Genomic DNA, 13,359 nt, shown 5'->3' with positions numbered 1-13,359 from the left:
GGCTGTGCTGGCCAAGCACGCCGACGAGCTGCGCGGCATGGCCTATAAGCCAATGCTGGTCGGCCCCGATTTTTTGCGCAAATCAGGGCTGTTGATCGAATGGGGCATCTACGCCATTTGATAGGTATATATATACCTACCGACAAACCATCACCCGGCGATCTCGTTCAAGCAGCGCGTCTCGGCGCGCTGCCGCACCCCGTGCAGGAAGGCGTGCAGCGCGCGGCGCTGCTCGGCCTCTTCTAGCTTGCGGTACTGGGCTTGCAGGGCCGCGATCTGCTCGGCGATCTCCCGCATCTTGGGCGTCATCTCGACCCGCATCATGCGGTGGTCAGGTCTGCACGCGGTGTAGTCAGTCTTGGGCATGGGCGTCTCCGTCAATGAGTTGAATGTTGGTGGCGGCCATCACGATGGCTCGCACTTCGATGGCGTAAACGATCAGCTCCGCGCCATCGTCGGCTTCCAGTCGAAGCATGTCCGCGCCGCTGGCAACGAACTCGGCGCGCAACGCGCGGCCAATGTCGAGCAAAGCTGCTTGGTCGATCTCGCCGGTCAAGCTGGCCAACTGGCCTGCACCCGACTGGGCGGCAGGGATGTGCAGCACCTCAAGCCCGGAGCCGGGCAGCAGGTCTGGAATGCAGACAGGCCCCCGGCGAGCGCGAAGCGCGACCGCCTGCAAGGCTTCGAGCGTGGCGGCAATGCTGCGCGTGCTTGCAGTAGGGCGGACGCGCGCAGTCACCCAGCGGGCAGCGGCTGCAAGCTCGTCGGCCGAAAAGCCTTGTGGCAGTGCAGGTGTGAGCGTTTCTGCGCGCGGCATCAAGAACCCATCCTTGGCCCTTCAAGGGCTGGATCGCGGCCTTCAAGCCGCAGGAAGTCCTCCCGGTAGCGCTCGATCTTGGCCAGCATCCGGGAGCCGTCCGGGCCGAATGCGTAGCGCGCTGTCCGCTGGGCATAGTCATGCCAGTTCCGGCCCTCGTCTGCGGTGCGAATCGACGGCGCGCAGGCCTCAAGGACGGTGGCGATCTCATCCTGACCGTGCCCGGTGGCCCGCAGCCGCACGGCGATCATGGAGTCCACGCGCGACAGGTCGATCCCGTCGCCTTTGTGTCGCGCAGCGATGTCGCGGTAGTGCGACTCGTAGGCATTGGCAGGCGGCGCAGTGCGCGCAGCAGCAGGCATGGCAGGCCTCCGCTCTTGTGCCACGCGGACTTCCTCGTCGAGCTGGCGAGCAACGACACAGCTCAGTGCGTATGCCTTGTCGCATGTGCAGGCCACGGCGTGACGCAGCTCCACCACCGGGAAGGTTCCGTCCGGCCGCTGGTACTTCGGCGCAGGCGCACCCGGCTCCCATTTGCGGTTCTCGAATCCCGGCGCACGATGTGGGTGGATGCAGGCTTGCAGCTTCGGGTCGCCATACTGCTTGTTGAGGGCAACGATAAGGCGATTGCCCACGTCCTGATCGTCGGGGCGGCCCAACTTGGGCACGTTCAAGATGGCCTGCAACTTGCCCCGACTGGATTCCATCACCACCGCAGGCCGGTAGCCATCAGCGAGCATCTGGCGCAGGCTGGCATCGCTCAGGTCATCGACCAGCACATGGTGCATCCGCTCGCTGCGCGGCGTGTAGTACAGGTTCTCGCCGCGTGCATGGAAGCGCAACAGCTCCCGCATCCGGCGCTCCACCGCTGCTGCTTCCACGCCGTCCTTGCCACCCAGCACAAAGGCCTTGCGATGGTCAGCCGCCATCTTGATCGAGGTGAGTGTGTACCTGTCAGCACCGACGGCCGCGTGGTACTGCTCAAAGAGCTTCATCTGGGGCGTGCGCATTGCTTCCTCCCGTGCTGCCTTGCGTGCTTCCTTGGCCGCCTCCACCTGCGCTTGAAGCTCGGGGTTCGCGATGCGGATGCCGTGCTCCGCAGCCAGCCGAACGCAGGTGGCCTTGTATTCCTCCGAGCCGAACACCGTGACCTTCCCCCACTTGGCAGCGCCAAGCTGCAAAGCGGCCAAGGTCGCAGCCTCGTCGTGGGCCTCCTGAACGTCGATGCGACGGCCGTGGTCAGTGAATGAGACGGACTCAGACACACCCCCCGCCGCCCCTTGGCGTCGGTACTCGACCGTGCTGCCAACGATCTCGCCCCTGAAGGCGCGAAGGTCGCGAGGCAAGGCCTCGTTGTCACCATCGCCTTCAAGACGCAGCGGCTCGTGCCGGTGGTAGCGGAAGTCGCCCGCGTCCTCTGGGCTGAACCACTTGGACAGCCATTCGTGGTATTCGGGCCATGCTTCTCGGGCATCCCGCAGCGCCTTGGCTTCGCGCCGATGTCGCTCCCGGATTTCCAGCTCGACCTGCTTGGCCTCGGCCGCTGCCACGCTGCGCATGGCGTTCAACAGCTCGCCCTTACCCTTCCAGTTCTGGGCAGCAATGGCCGCGCTGCGCTCCGCCTTCTGGGCACGGAACTGGGCCAGCTCGCGCTCGTAGCGCTCCTTCTCTTCGCGCAGCCTTTGCGCAAGGTGTGCGCGATGATGCTTCGCGGCTGTGATGTAGTCATCCCAGCCGGGCAAGTCCGGCCGCAGCGGCTCAGGCTTGCGCTCCACAGGCACGACAGCAGGGTCAGCAGGCTCAAAAGCGCCAAGCCGCTTGGTGAGCTTCGGCAAGCTGCACCAGTGGCCCGCCGTACTGGCCTTCACGGCTTGATCGCCAACGTAGATGTGCGCTCCCACGCCACCCGCCCGCTCATAGCGCATACCACGCTCGGCAAGGCCTTGGTGCAGTTCGGCCCAGCTCGATGCAGACCGGATGAGTTCACCAGCCTCTTCGATGGCGATGCGTGCTGCGCTCTTTTGGCCCGTTCGGCTTTCCATGTCACCGGCACGAGTCGGTACAGTGGGGACGCCATCGAACTTACCAACGCGGGCAACGGTTCCATCGTCCATCACCGTGTAGCGTGCCCGTCGCTCCGGCCGCCAACCTTGGCGGTGCTCAATGATGGCGACCGTGCGTTGTGCCGCCTCCTTCCACCAGCCCTTGGCTGGCTTCACGACGAGATAGGTGTCCGGGTTGACCTTGTTGATGGCGATGTGCAAATGGATGTTGTCCGTGTCGCGGTGTAGCGCCGCAATGACTTGGTGCTTCTCAAGCCCAAGCTGCTCAAGGAACACGTCCAGCAGTTCCTCCACCTGCTCAGGTGTCGGCTGCTCGTCCTCGGGCCAGCTAGCCACCCAGTGCTGAATCGGATACTTGGACTTCTTGCATTCCATCGAGAGGGCGACCATCTCGGCCTGCTGGCCCTTGAAGGTTCGCGTGTTGAAGCCGCGACTCGTCAGGTAAAGCACCTTCTCCGGCTGCTCACCATCCCCGCCGTGAATCACGCCGTCTTGGTCGATGTGATACCCGATCCTGTTCAGGCGGGCCGTGTCATCAGGCGCGGCGATGTACTCGGTCAAGTCAGCGATGTTGGTCGCCTTGGACTTGCGACCGGCCTTATCCAGATCGAGAGGGATCAACTTGAGGATCATTGGTCAGCTCCCTTGTTGGCGAGCTGGTCGATGAACGAATAGACCTGCCGCAATGCACGCGCCGTCTCGGCGCTGTAGGTGCCACCCGATTCGAGATGAACGTGCTTGAGTAGGCCGCCGATGCGGTTCAGGTGCCGGATCATCTTCTCGTCGGCGCGCGCCACGATCTTGCGGCCGAAGTACCTGCGCCTGACCAGCTCGCTCACGGACAGGCCTGCGTCGTCAGCATCTGCCCGCAGCTTCACCTTCTCGGCGGCTGTCAGCCGCACACCGATGCGCTCGGTGAGCGGCTCTCCTTCCTTGACCTCAAACGGCATCGCTGGCTCCTTCAAATGGCCCCGTGGGCGGCGGGGTGTGTCTGTTTGTCTACATCGCTGTCACCGGCCCCCGGCAGGGCAGGAGGAATGAGCCACGGATCGAGACGCGCAAGCGTCGAGGACACGGCGTCCCGTGGCGGGCACATGGCGCGGAGCGCTATGTGTTCGACACGGGCCATCCTGTTACGCGCTTTGGACACGGTACGTATCTCGATGGGGGCAGCTTCCCTTTCCGGTTGGAAGCAAAAAAGCTACTCGCGGCGATGCACATAGTATGGGTTTTTGTGTATGCGTTTGCAAGTCCTAAACGCTTCCCATAATTTCTATTATGGGAAGACGTCAAAGCAGGACAAGGCTTTACAGCTTGCGAAGCATGAAAAAGGACGCCAGAATAAAAGCGTATTTTTCAGACCAAGGAGCAGGCATGGCCATAACGATTGAAAAGGTGGAAGCCATCGCCGCAAAGCTGCGGGCGATGCCACCTGTCGAGAACAAGAAGCGGGAGATCAGCAAGCAGGAGAGCATCAAGCTGCTAACCGGCGAGATCACCGCAATGCGCGAGCGTGGCTACACGCTGGAACAGATCGCCGCCCTGCTGACCGAGGACGAATTGCAGATTGGCGCGCCCACACTGAAAAGCTACTTGCAGCGTGCCGCGTCCTCCAGCAAGCACGGAAGCAAACAGCGCTCGACGAAGCGCAAAGCCGCATCTGCTGCCACCAGCCAGAGCAGCACACCGGCAGCACCGACTGCGACCAGCCCGGCGCAAAGTCAGCCGCCCGCGCTGACCATCGGGGAGCGTGCCGCCGCCGCTCTACCGCAATCGACGGGAAACACCACCAGCGCAGTCGCCGCGATCACCCGGCCTGATCGCGAACGCATCTGAGGAGACAGAACATGAACAAGATTTATCTGTGCGCAGGGAACAAGGGCGGCACCGGCAAAAGCATGCTGGCGACCGCTCTGATCGACGCCTTCTTGCAGCGTGGGGTAGAGCCGCTTTTGATCGAAACGGACGACGCCAATCCTGATGTTTTCAAGGCGCACGGGGAGCGCATCCAGTGCGCAGCCCTGAGCCTCGACGAAGCAGATGGGTGGATTGAACTGGTCAACTCACTCGACAAGACACGCGGCGTCCCTGTCATCGTGAATACGGCAGCTCGGAACAGCACTGGGGTGGCACGGTATGGCCAGACCCTGAAAAGCACCTTGGGTGAACTGGGCAGAACGATGGTCACGCTGTGGGTCATCAACCGACAAAGAGACAGCCTCGAACTGCTCGCGGACTACCTTGATGCCATGCCTGCGGGAGCAGACCATCAAGTGCATGTGGTGCGTAACGGCTACTTCGGCAGCACTGAGAAGTTCCAGCTCTACAACGGCAGTCAGCTCAAGAAGCGCATCGAAGAAGCTGGCGGCCTCACGCTGGACTTTCCCGACCTCGCCGACCGAGTGGCGGATCAGATGGCAACGCAGCGCCTGACCATTCAGGGAGCACTCAAGGAGATGCCTCTGGGGCACCGCGCCGAACTCATCCGATGGCGCGATGAAGCATTCAAGGTGCTTGGACAGGTGATGACATGACGTTGGCGGTTGCTGCCGCGTTTGAGGCGGCCTTTCGCCGGAAGCCGACAGCCGAAGAGGTTGAACGGCTTGAGCGAGTCATGGACGTTCTCGACGTGCGCGAGAACGACGCGATCATGACGCTGATGGTCGTGCTTGAGTTCTACCTCGGGCTGTACGGCAGCGTGCCGGGACGCATCGAGGCAGCGGCCAAGGCAGCAGTCGGTGAGACAAAAGAGACGACCGAGAAGATCGCCGCGACAGCAGCGCAACTGGCACACGGCGACCTTGTGGAGCAGCTCGGCAAGGCGGTCAACCAAGTGGCCTCCGACGCCGCGAAGAAGCAGCAGTGGAAGGCCTTGGGAGCAGGAATTGCAGCCGCCGCGATCAGCCTACTGGTAACTGGCTGGGTGTGCTTCGACGCTGGCAAAGAAGCCGGTTACGGCGCAGCCATCAAGGTAGCGCGCAATGAGACAGCCGCTGCCGCTTGGGCGAACACACCAGAGGGGCAATTGGCATACAGGCTCGCGCTCGCAGGGAGCTTGCAGCAGGTGGCAAGGTGCAGCGCACCCGGTTGGAAGATTCGGAACGGGGCGTGCCTGCCCCAAGTGGATGCAGAGGGGACTCTGCACGGATGGGTGATGCCTTGATTCGGCGAATGGCAAGGGAGCACTGCGGGAGCAGCCCACCCTCGCCAGCCAACAAGCTACTTGCCGAGTCTTGCCCAGTCGCAGACCGTCACGGGCACTTGCAGGTAGCCATGCTGATGCAGCCACAGCAGACCCAAGATGGCCACGGCCTGCACTGGAAAAAACCACGGCTGACGGGCAATGGAACTCAAGCGCGAACCAAGCGCCTTGACCGGCCGCAGCGCCGTGTCGGCCAACGCTGTCACACGCTCGCGCACGGCTCGAATCGCGGCCTTCACGTCAGGCACCTGCGCACCCGGAAAAACAGACTCGATCTGCATTTTCGACTCCTTCAAAAAATACGATTTATAAGGCACAACCGAAACGCCGCATCAATGTGTCAAACACTGTGCTAACAGTGTGTGAAGCATTGTGTGTCGCGCAAAGAGCATAGGCTTTTTGCTTTTACTGCGTACAGTTGCACTTGTATGCAGTATCGCCTAAAATTCTCCCAAGCGCAAAAGAACTGAATTGGAGTCGTGCATGGCCCAGATGCCTTTTTCACCACCTGCGGATGACGTGACAGTCGGCATCCTCCAACACATCTTTGGGCCAATCATTGATGTGCTGGTGAAGGGTCAAGACCCGAACACCGTCGCCGCAGCAAGCAACTTGCTGGCGACGCTGTTCAGCTTCTTCAACTCCGGCATCCTCGTGGTCGGATCGATCATCGTGTCCTACGTCGCTTCGATGGGAGCGATCAATACCGCCAACGATGGCGAAGCAATGGGCAAGGCGTGGAGCACGGTCTGGACACCTGTGCGAATCGTGGCTGGTGGGGCAGTCCTACTGCCCTCTGTTTCTGGCTACAGCTTCATCCAGATGATCGTGCTGATGATCTCTTTGTGGAGCATTGGCTTCGCGACTGGCATGTACAAGTTGGGCATGACGCTGGGCGTGCTCAAGCCCGATGGCATCGTCGCCACCGCCTACCAGACCGGCACCTACTACGGAATGCGGGACTTTGGGAAGCAGTACCTCGCAGCGGCTTACTGCGCTCGTGCTGCCAACACCATCTACGCAGACGCGGCGGGAAACCCCGCCGTGATGGCCAACTCCGCAGCAGCCGACAAGCAAACTGTCACCGGCACGCGCACCGACTACACCTTCTTCATCAAAGATCGCAACGCCGCAACCAATCTCGGCGGCGGCGAGCCGATCTGCGGCACCGTGACGCTGACGGCCTACACGCCGTCCGGCAACTACAGCGACACATCAGGGTCGCAGGCAGCGCTGGACAGCATGCGTGCAGCCTTGATGGCCCAGAAGCTCCAAGCCGCTACAGGGCTGATGCTGGACATCGACAACTGGGTGAACACGATGCCCAGCGACATCAACCAGCCCGGCTGGGAGAACGTGCAGTCTGCGCAGTTCAACGCCATCGTGAAGAACCGCGAGGATCAAGTGGCAGGAGCCATCGCGACCAGCGTGTCGAATAGCGAAAGCTCCGTGAATGCGGGCGTGACGGCCTTTGTCGATGAAATGACAAAAGGCGGCTGGGCAATGGCCGGTGGCTGGTATCAGCGGGTAGGCCTGTTGCACACGAAACTGAGCACGATCACGGGCGAGTCTGTGGGTGCAGTCACCACGCCTTCCCTAGCTGGCCTTCCAGATGATCCTCGCTCCAAGCTCTTGAAGTACAGCGTCACCACCGTCGCTGAAACCATCTCCAAGAAGTCAGAAGAAGCGGGCAAGGGCTACGACGCTTCAACCTCGGTTAAGCCGCAGGACATCGCCAGCATGTTGCCAACAGATGGCAACTCCGACATCAACGTCGGTGCGCTCGATGCCGACATGAGCACCAAGGCCACGCTGCTCATGAACGGCATGATGCAGAAGGCCACAGACTTCACCATTGGCAGCGGATCGGGGGTCGATGCCGTCTCGCGAATGAAGATGACGGGGGACTTGCTGTACTCGTATCAAGCGATGCTGTGGGCGACCGAGTTCACGATCAAGACCGCAATCACTGGGGTTCGTGTCGTCTCCAACGGGCTTGGCGTGACCAAGCTGGCCGGTGTCGATATGCACGGCATGGTTTCGGACATCTGGGATTGGGCGCTCCAAGTCCCAGTACCAATCATCGCCAAGATGGCCCAATACGTCGGCTACCTCGCGTACTACTTCGGTGTCGCGATTCCCAGCCTTCCCTACACCATCTTCATGATTACGGTCGTGGGTTGGGTGCTGGGCGTGGTTCAGACCGTCATTGCAGCCCCTCTGTGGGCAGTCATGCACATGCGCCCAAGCCAAACCTTCGTTGGCTCGGAGGCGCAAGGCTACCTGCTGCTGCTAGCGCTCTTCGTGCGCCCTGCACTGGCGGTAATCGGGCTGTTCGCAGCCTTCCTCGTCGCTGACCCCATCGTTGACTACATCGCTAAGGCCTTCTTTGCGATGCGGGGTGACGTAGCCTCATCTACGGGCTGGGCCGGCGTCCTCGCTCAGTTCTGGCAGTTCTTTGCGTGGTACGCGACTTTCGGCTTCCTGCTGGGTGCCGTTCTGACCATGATCTTCGGCTTGCCTCAAATGCTGCCGGATAAGGTGCTCGCATGGCTCAACGTCGGCGTGCACGACTTGGGCGCAACCAGTGCGACAAATGAAATGCGCGCAGGAGTCAGCCAGCACGGTCACGGAGCAGGTAAAGCAGCGTTGGATCGACTTGCCGACAGCCAGTCGCGTGGCGGTGGTGGTCGCGGTAGCGCGAGTGGGCAACTGCCCGGCGACGGCCCAAGTGGTGGCCGTCCTCGTGGTGGTGGAGCAGGGGCAGCACCTGTTAACGCAGGTAGCCAAGGTGTTGCGCCTCCCCTCGATGCCGCTGAGAGCACTGGTGCCGGTGGAAGCCAGGGCATTTCGAGCCGCAGCCTTACAGCTACCGCACAACCAAGCTCTGGCTCGTCGAATGCTGCGCCGCTCTCCGCTGGAAACACACCGCCCACTCAAGAGAGTGCAGCCCCACAACGTCGATTCATGGACAAGATTTCGGACGGAGTAGGGGTGGCCGCTGGTCATGCTGTGCTGGGTGCAGTCGATGCCGTCAAGTCCGCTGGTCAGCGTGGCAGTGAAGCCATGCGCGGTGCCAGCAGCTCGGTTGGCGGCGTCATCGCAGGTTCGGTTGCAGCAGCAGCAGGAGCAGCCGAAGCGCTAGCCCGTACCGCTCCGATGGTGGGCCGAGAAGGTGTCGCTGCCTTCCGCGAGGGTGCTGACGCCCGAATTTCGGCACTTAAAGACAACCCATCCTCTTCGAGTGAGGAAGCAGCGCAATCCGCAGATCAACCCATCAGCGCTGGTGAGCAGCGCCCCAACAAGGAGGACTGAACCATGCCGGAAGACTATTGGAGTTCGCAAGCTGCCACCTTGGCCGAGCGCAGCATCGGGTACGACGAGGGCCACACACAAGGGCGTCATCAAGGGCTGCGTCAAGGCCGCTCTGAGGGCTACCAGCAGGGTGTAGTCGAAGGCCGTCAGGCTGCACTCAACGAGGTGCAGCCGCAACTCGCTGCCGCTAACGAGATGGTGCAAGGCATGGCCCAGATTCTTGCTGCTGCTGCGGATGCCCTCCTGCAAGGCGACGACGCTGCAAAGGTCGCCTTCGCCGTGAAGTACGCCGACCGGCTCGACAGGGCGATGGCCAAGGGCCTGATCCACACCGCACCTCACAACAACCCCCAGCTCGCTGGTTTGTCCGTGGTCATGCGTCTGGTCGATGAATCGCGCCGGGCCTGCCTGCAAGCCACCGAAGCCACCCCTACCCCATAAGGAGTCACCCATGCGCCGCCCCTCGATCCCCTTCCTGCCAGCGACCAAGCCCAACCGCCGCGTGCGCTGCGTCACTCCATCCGCCGTTCGCACTGCTCGCATCGTGGTCACCGGCGACGGCTTCGAGCTGCACGCGACGCTGCAAGGCAGCACTGACCGCTGGGTTCTGACCTCTCCGGGCGGCATCGCCAGCACCTTCGGCGACCTGCCGGGCTTGCGCCAGTTCGCTTCCGTTGTTCTCGGCCGTGATCGCGTGCCCGTGTCTTACCAAGCAGCTTGAAAGGCCCGCGCACCATGAAAGCCACCCGCACCCTGATCGCTTCCGCCCTGCTGCTGGCCACCTCGCTGGCCAGCGCGCAAATGCCCGCCGCCCTGCGTGATGCAAACGCCCCCGCATCCGGTGACTGGGCCAAGGCCTCGGCAATCCTGCGCGCCGCCATCGAGTGCCGCGAGCCACTTCCCCCTGTGGCGTCGGTGCTGGGCACCTTCGGCCTGACAAACCGTCAGCTCGATGGAGACCACAAGCTGCCAGAGGCATTGACCGTGTTCGGGTCGCTCAAGGTGGCCTCGATCTCGATCTTCAACGGCGACGAAGAGGAAGGCATCTCGTACACCGTCCAGCCCGTTGGCGCGAAGATGGCCGATGTGGTGAAAGCCGCAAGCCTCAAGAAAGACGGCCCGCGCTACGTGCGCAAGGTCAAGGGTGGCATCGTCGAAGCCAGCGAGCCGCAACCCGGCACCGTCCAGCTTGCTTGCATCAGGGGCGGTGGCCATGAATAAAGCCTTCACCAAGCCCGCCATCGGCGTGCTGGTGGGCGCGTCCTTCGCGCTGGCTGCCAGCGCAGGCGCGTCCCAGACCAGCGGCAACTGGTTCTCTTCCATGTTTTCGACGGGTGGCAGCAGTGCCACCACCGGGGTGTCAGCGTCGATGGCCGCCGTGGACGCGGCGATGAACCAGAAGATGCAGGACGATCTCAAGAACTGCGACGACGTGGGCATTGGCGCGAACATCAAAACCGCCATCGGTGTGCATACCGAGATGGCCTCGGCCACGCCGAACGTCGAAAGCCTCTTCGACGTGAACGACTCGTGCTTCGCCAGCGTGAGCCAGATCATCGACCTGTCGTTCTCGATCCCTTCGCTCGGCTCGATCCTGTCCTCGGCGCAGGACGCGGTGTTGAAGTACGCGCAGAAGAAGGTGTGCAGCACCGTAGGCAAGGTGTCAGGCATGGTCACGTCGCCGATCAATCAGGCAATCGGCCAATGGAACACCTTGGGGTCGCAGTTCAGCGACATCAACGGGATGGCTAACTCTGCGGTGGGTGGCTCGATGAGCACGCTCGATCCCCAGCTCGGCAGCAACTACAAGCCCGCCTCGGCCGCGACCAGCTACAGCGTCAACGCCAACACCTTCGGCGCGAACCAAACCGTGTTCAGCAGCGGCGGCACGCAGCAAGGCGCGCAGGCCGCGCCCGCGACCTCGGTGCAGCCGCAGGCCAGCCAGCAGGCTCAACCCACACAGACCGAACCCCAGAGCTTCACCGCTTGGGCATCGAGTCTTTTCAACTGAGGACAAGGGATGCGCAAGCTGCTCAGTTTGACCCTCGCACTGTCGATGAGCGGCAGCGCAATAGCCGACACCTGCATGGTGTCGCCGACCTCGAAAGAGCAAGTGTCCGGCCGCTTCGGCAAGTTCCGGGAGGGCGGTGCAGCCAACTTCGGCTCGGGCAACGCCAAGCCGCACATGCATGACGGCCTCGACTTCTCGACAAGCGGGCAGACCGCCCCGCTGTATGCCACCTCGGCAGGCACCGTGACGTGGGCCAAGTTGCGCGGCAGCGCAGGCAACACCGTCATCATCAAGCGGGACAACGGGCAGTCGGCCGTGTACTACCACCTCTCTTACATCGCGGTGAAGGAAGGCGACAAGGTAAAGGCCGGACAGGAGATCGGCCGGGCCGGTTCCACCGGGATGAAGCCGGGCGGCGCAGTCCACCTGCACTTCATCTATGGCGTGCCCAACGCGGACGACGCCCGCGCCAAAACCTTCTCGGCAGACGCCAACAAGAACCCGACATTCAACCCGGCGCAGCTCCCGAACGCGATCAGCAAGCAGAGCACGGCCTTCAATTACGCCACCGACCCGTCGCCCTACTTCTGCAAGACGTACCCGATCCAGAACGACGGGCTGTATCCGGTGCTGGGCAGCGACACGATGGCGCAATACAACAAGCTGTTTGGCGCGGCCCCGCCGATGGGCGTGCCGCCGACCACCCAGTTCGATCCGGTGCAGGTGGCCGCAGCCAACGGGGACGCCTTGCAGGCCGCCGCCAAGGGCGCAACCTCGATGTCCAGCGTGCTCAACGATGCGGACGGCTACGGCTCACTGCCCTCCCCGCCCATTGGTGACTACGAAACCATGTCACCCGCCGAGATGATGAGTACCGAGGCGCAACGTCGCTTCGCCGACTCCGAGTGGAACAAGTCGATCACGCAGGTGAGCAGCCGCGCCCTGTGGGTGGACTACCTGCGGGCGATGGGTGTGTCTGCCCAGCTCAACGCGGCGATCCGCCAAAAGAAAGAGCGCATGGAAGCCCTGATGGCGCTCTACACCTCGCAGAAGCTCGCCGCGAAGCGGCAACAGGTGGACGCCGCCCGTGAGCGGGCGCAGCGCGCCGACGTGCAGCGCTCCATCCAGTAACCCCACGGGAGAACCAAATGGAAAACCTCGACCTGACCGCCGTCACCCGCATGGGCCTGATCCTCGCGCACCTGCTGGCCTTCGCTGCGGCTTTCGCGGCCGTGGCCTTCGGCGACTTCGCCATCTTCTACCGCCGCCGCGTGAACATCGAGCTGCTGACCAAGGCGGCCAACGGTGTGACCTTGGCACTGATCGCCCTGTGGATCACCGGCATCGCCGTCATCCTGCTCGACACGCGGCTTGACCTGACCCTGCTGTGGGGCAAGCCCAAGCTGCTGGCCAAGCTCACCATCGCAGGCCTGCTGACGATCAACGGCATCGCCCTGCACCGCTGGGTGTTTCCCATGTTCAGCCAGCCGCAGGACGATCCGCACCGTGCGGCCCATCTCCCTGCCGTGCTGGGAGCCATCAGCGCGACGACGTGGGTTTTTGCCGCCTTCGTTGGCGTCGGCAAGGCCGTGGCCCCGGCGCTGGGCTACAGCGGCTTCATGAGCCTGTATGCGGCTTCCGTGGCGGTTGGCGTCTGGGTATCCATGACCTACGTCCGCCCTCGCCTCGCGGCCCAGATGCTGCCGCCTGAGCCTGTTCACACCATCCTTGAGTTGCACACCCGTCAGGTACTTGGCCCGGTGGGCATGGACTACCTGCATGGGCAAGGCATCCAGTCGGCCGACATCGCCACCGACCCAGTGGCGGCCGTGGGCCGCATCGGGGCGGCTCTGGAAAACCTCGCGCCGGAAGCTCGCGAGCAGTTCGACCGGCTGGCCCACGCCACCCTGCGCAAGCATGAGCTGCTGCAAGCGGCTTGAAGGCCACGACC

15 protein-coding genes are annotated in these 13,359 nt (G+C 62.8%); 10 read left to right on the top strand and 5 right to left on the bottom strand.

The genetic code is table 11. The annotated features are described in order from the left end of the window. Positions 1–150: 150 nt before the first annotated feature. Genes B4920_RS24215 through B4920_RS24200 form a run of 4 tightly spaced genes read right to left on the bottom strand, consistent with a single transcriptional unit; the run spans position 151 to position 3,830 of the window. Positions 151–366, bottom strand: a complete 216-nt coding sequence (locus B4920_RS24215) for a hypothetical protein (RefSeq protein WP_079437318.1) — start codon at positions 364–366, stop codon at positions 151–153. After that, the gene (locus tag B4920_RS24210) at positions 353–817 is read right to left on the bottom strand and encodes a hypothetical protein (protein ID WP_079437316.1); all 465 of its coding nucleotides are present in this window, start codon (positions 815–817) and stop codon (positions 353–355) included. The genes B4920_RS24215 and B4920_RS24210 overlap by 14 nt, the downstream gene beginning before the upstream one ends. Then, on the bottom strand, positions 817–3,513 hold the full coding sequence (gene traI / locus B4920_RS24205) for a TraI/MobA(P) family conjugative relaxase (RefSeq protein WP_079437314.1): 2,697 nt from the start codon (positions 3,511–3,513) through the stop codon (positions 817–819). The genes B4920_RS24210 and traI overlap by 1 nt, the downstream gene beginning before the upstream one ends. Beyond that, on the bottom strand, positions 3,510–3,830 hold the full coding sequence (locus tag B4920_RS24200; protein ID WP_055311980.1) for a MobB mobilization protein: 321 nt from the start codon (positions 3,828–3,830) through the stop codon (positions 3,510–3,512). Before B4920_RS24200 ends, traI begins: the two co-directional genes overlap by 4 nt. A 373-nt stretch (positions 3,831–4,203) precedes the next feature. On the opposite strand from B4920_RS24200, the gene B4920_RS24195 reads away from it, so the two are divergent. From B4920_RS24195 to B4920_RS24185, 3 genes are read left to right on the top strand one after another with little or no spacing between them, the layout of a single operon-like run. Continuing rightward, a complete protein-coding gene (locus B4920_RS24195; protein WP_216820009.1) occupies positions 4,204–4,716 on the top strand; it encodes a hypothetical protein in 513 nt (170 codons plus the stop codon). A gap of 11 nt (positions 4,717–4,727) precedes the next feature. Beyond that, positions 4,728–5,414, top strand: coding sequence for a protein mobD (locus B4920_RS24190; RefSeq protein ID WP_079437312.1), 687 nt, complete (start codon positions 4,728–4,730; stop codon positions 5,412–5,414). Further along, positions 5,411–6,043 carry a hypothetical protein gene (locus tag B4920_RS24185; RefSeq protein WP_079437311.1) on the top strand — a complete coding sequence of 211 codons (633 nt, stop codon included), beginning with the start codon at positions 5,411–5,413 and terminating at the stop codon, positions 6,041–6,043. The genes B4920_RS24190 and B4920_RS24185 overlap by 4 nt, the downstream gene beginning before the upstream one ends. Before the next feature lie 56 nt (positions 6,044–6,099). On the opposite strand, the gene B4920_RS24180 is transcribed toward B4920_RS24185, so the two are convergent. Continuing rightward, on the bottom strand, positions 6,100–6,363 hold the full coding sequence (locus tag B4920_RS24180; RefSeq protein ID WP_079437310.1) for a hypothetical protein: 264 nt from the start codon (positions 6,361–6,363) through the stop codon (positions 6,100–6,102). A 202-nt stretch (positions 6,364–6,565) separates the two neighbouring features. Here B4920_RS24180 and B4920_RS24175 point away from each other — a divergent pair, with 202 nt between their 5' ends. The 7 genes from B4920_RS24175 to B4920_RS24145 are packed head-to-tail and all read left to right on the top strand — an operon-like array spanning position 6,566 to position 13,348. Beyond that, on the top strand, positions 6,566–9,397 hold the full coding sequence (locus tag B4920_RS24175) for a DotA/TraY family protein (RefSeq protein ID WP_079437308.1): 2,832 nt from the start codon (positions 6,566–6,568) through the stop codon (positions 9,395–9,397). 3 nt (positions 9,398–9,400) lie between these two features. Continuing rightward, positions 9,401–9,838: a hypothetical protein gene (locus B4920_RS24170; RefSeq protein WP_079437306.1), complete on the top strand. Its 438-nt coding sequence runs from the start codon at positions 9,401–9,403 to the stop codon at positions 9,836–9,838. A 10-nt stretch (positions 9,839–9,848) separates the two neighbouring features. Further along, positions 9,849–10,118, top strand: a complete 270-nt coding sequence (locus tag B4920_RS24165) for a hypothetical protein (RefSeq protein WP_079437304.1) — start codon at positions 9,849–9,851, stop codon at positions 10,116–10,118. A gap of 14 nt (positions 10,119–10,132) precedes the next feature. Beyond that, on the top strand, positions 10,133–10,618 hold the full coding sequence (locus tag B4920_RS24160; protein WP_079437302.1) for a hypothetical protein: 486 nt from the start codon (positions 10,133–10,135) through the stop codon (positions 10,616–10,618). After that, positions 10,611–11,408 carry a hypothetical protein gene (locus B4920_RS24155; protein ID WP_079437300.1) on the top strand — a complete coding sequence of 266 codons (798 nt, stop codon included), beginning with the start codon at positions 10,611–10,613 and terminating at the stop codon, positions 11,406–11,408. Before B4920_RS24160 ends, B4920_RS24155 begins: the two co-directional genes overlap by 8 nt. A 9-nt stretch (positions 11,409–11,417) precedes the next feature. Then, positions 11,418–12,539: a M23 family metallopeptidase gene (locus tag B4920_RS24150; protein WP_079437298.1), complete on the top strand. Its 1,122-nt coding sequence runs from the start codon at positions 11,418–11,420 to the stop codon at positions 12,537–12,539. 17 nt (positions 12,540–12,556) lie between these two features. After that, positions 12,557–13,348 carry a hypothetical protein gene (locus tag B4920_RS24145; protein ID WP_079437297.1) on the top strand — a complete coding sequence of 264 codons (792 nt, stop codon included), beginning with the start codon at positions 12,557–12,559 and terminating at the stop codon, positions 13,346–13,348. Positions 13,349–13,359 lie beyond the last annotated feature (11 nt).

Source organism: Zoogloea sp. LCSB751 (assembly GCF_002028455.1).
GTDB lineage: Bacteria > Pseudomonadota > Gammaproteobacteria > Burkholderiales > Rhodocyclaceae > Zoogloea.
This window is presented reverse-complemented; position numbering and strand designations above follow the sequence as displayed.

Excerpts from the sequence above, each read along its gene's own strand:
- B4920_RS24195 (WP_216820009.1), top strand. The coding sequence starts at position 4,204 with ATGAAAAAGGACGCCAGAATAAAAGCGTATTTTTCAGACCAAGGAGCA.
- B4920_RS24185 (WP_079437311.1), top strand. The coding sequence starts at position 5,411 with ATGACGTTGGCGGTTGCTGCCGCGTTTGAGGCGGCCTTTCGCCGGAAG.
- B4920_RS24155 (WP_079437300.1), top strand. The coding sequence starts at position 10,611 with ATGAATAAAGCCTTCACCAAGCCCGCCATCGGCGTGCTGGTGGGCGCG.
- B4920_RS24180 (WP_079437310.1), bottom strand. The coding sequence starts at position 6,363 with ATGCAGATCGAGTCTGTTTTTCCGGGTGCGCAGGTGCCTGACGTGAAG.
- B4920_RS24215 (WP_079437318.1), bottom strand. The coding sequence starts at position 366 with ATGCCCAAGACTGACTACACCGCGTGCAGACCTGACCACCGCATGATG.
- B4920_RS24165 (WP_079437304.1), top strand. The coding sequence starts at position 9,849 with ATGCGCCGCCCCTCGATCCCCTTCCTGCCAGCGACCAAGCCCAACCGC.
- B4920_RS24160 (WP_079437302.1), top strand. The coding sequence starts at position 10,133 with ATGAAAGCCACCCGCACCCTGATCGCTTCCGCCCTGCTGCTGGCCACC.
- traI (WP_079437314.1), bottom strand. The coding sequence starts at position 3,513 with ATGATCCTCAAGTTGATCCCTCTCGATCTGGATAAGGCCGGTCGCAAG.
- B4920_RS24190 (WP_079437312.1), top strand. The coding sequence starts at position 4,728 with ATGAACAAGATTTATCTGTGCGCAGGGAACAAGGGCGGCACCGGCAAA.
- B4920_RS24210 (WP_079437316.1), bottom strand. The coding sequence starts at position 817 with ATGCCGCGCGCAGAAACGCTCACACCTGCACTGCCACAAGGCTTTTCG.
- B4920_RS24175 (WP_079437308.1), top strand. The coding sequence starts at position 6,566 with ATGGCCCAGATGCCTTTTTCACCACCTGCGGATGACGTGACAGTCGGC.
- B4920_RS24150 (WP_079437298.1), top strand. The coding sequence starts at position 11,418 with ATGCGCAAGCTGCTCAGTTTGACCCTCGCACTGTCGATGAGCGGCAGC.
- B4920_RS24170 (WP_079437306.1), top strand. The coding sequence starts at position 9,401 with ATGCCGGAAGACTATTGGAGTTCGCAAGCTGCCACCTTGGCCGAGCGC.
- B4920_RS24145 (WP_079437297.1), top strand. The coding sequence starts at position 12,557 with ATGGAAAACCTCGACCTGACCGCCGTCACCCGCATGGGCCTGATCCTC.
- B4920_RS24200 (WP_055311980.1), bottom strand. The coding sequence starts at position 3,830 with ATGCCGTTTGAGGTCAAGGAAGGAGAGCCGCTCACCGAGCGCATCGGT.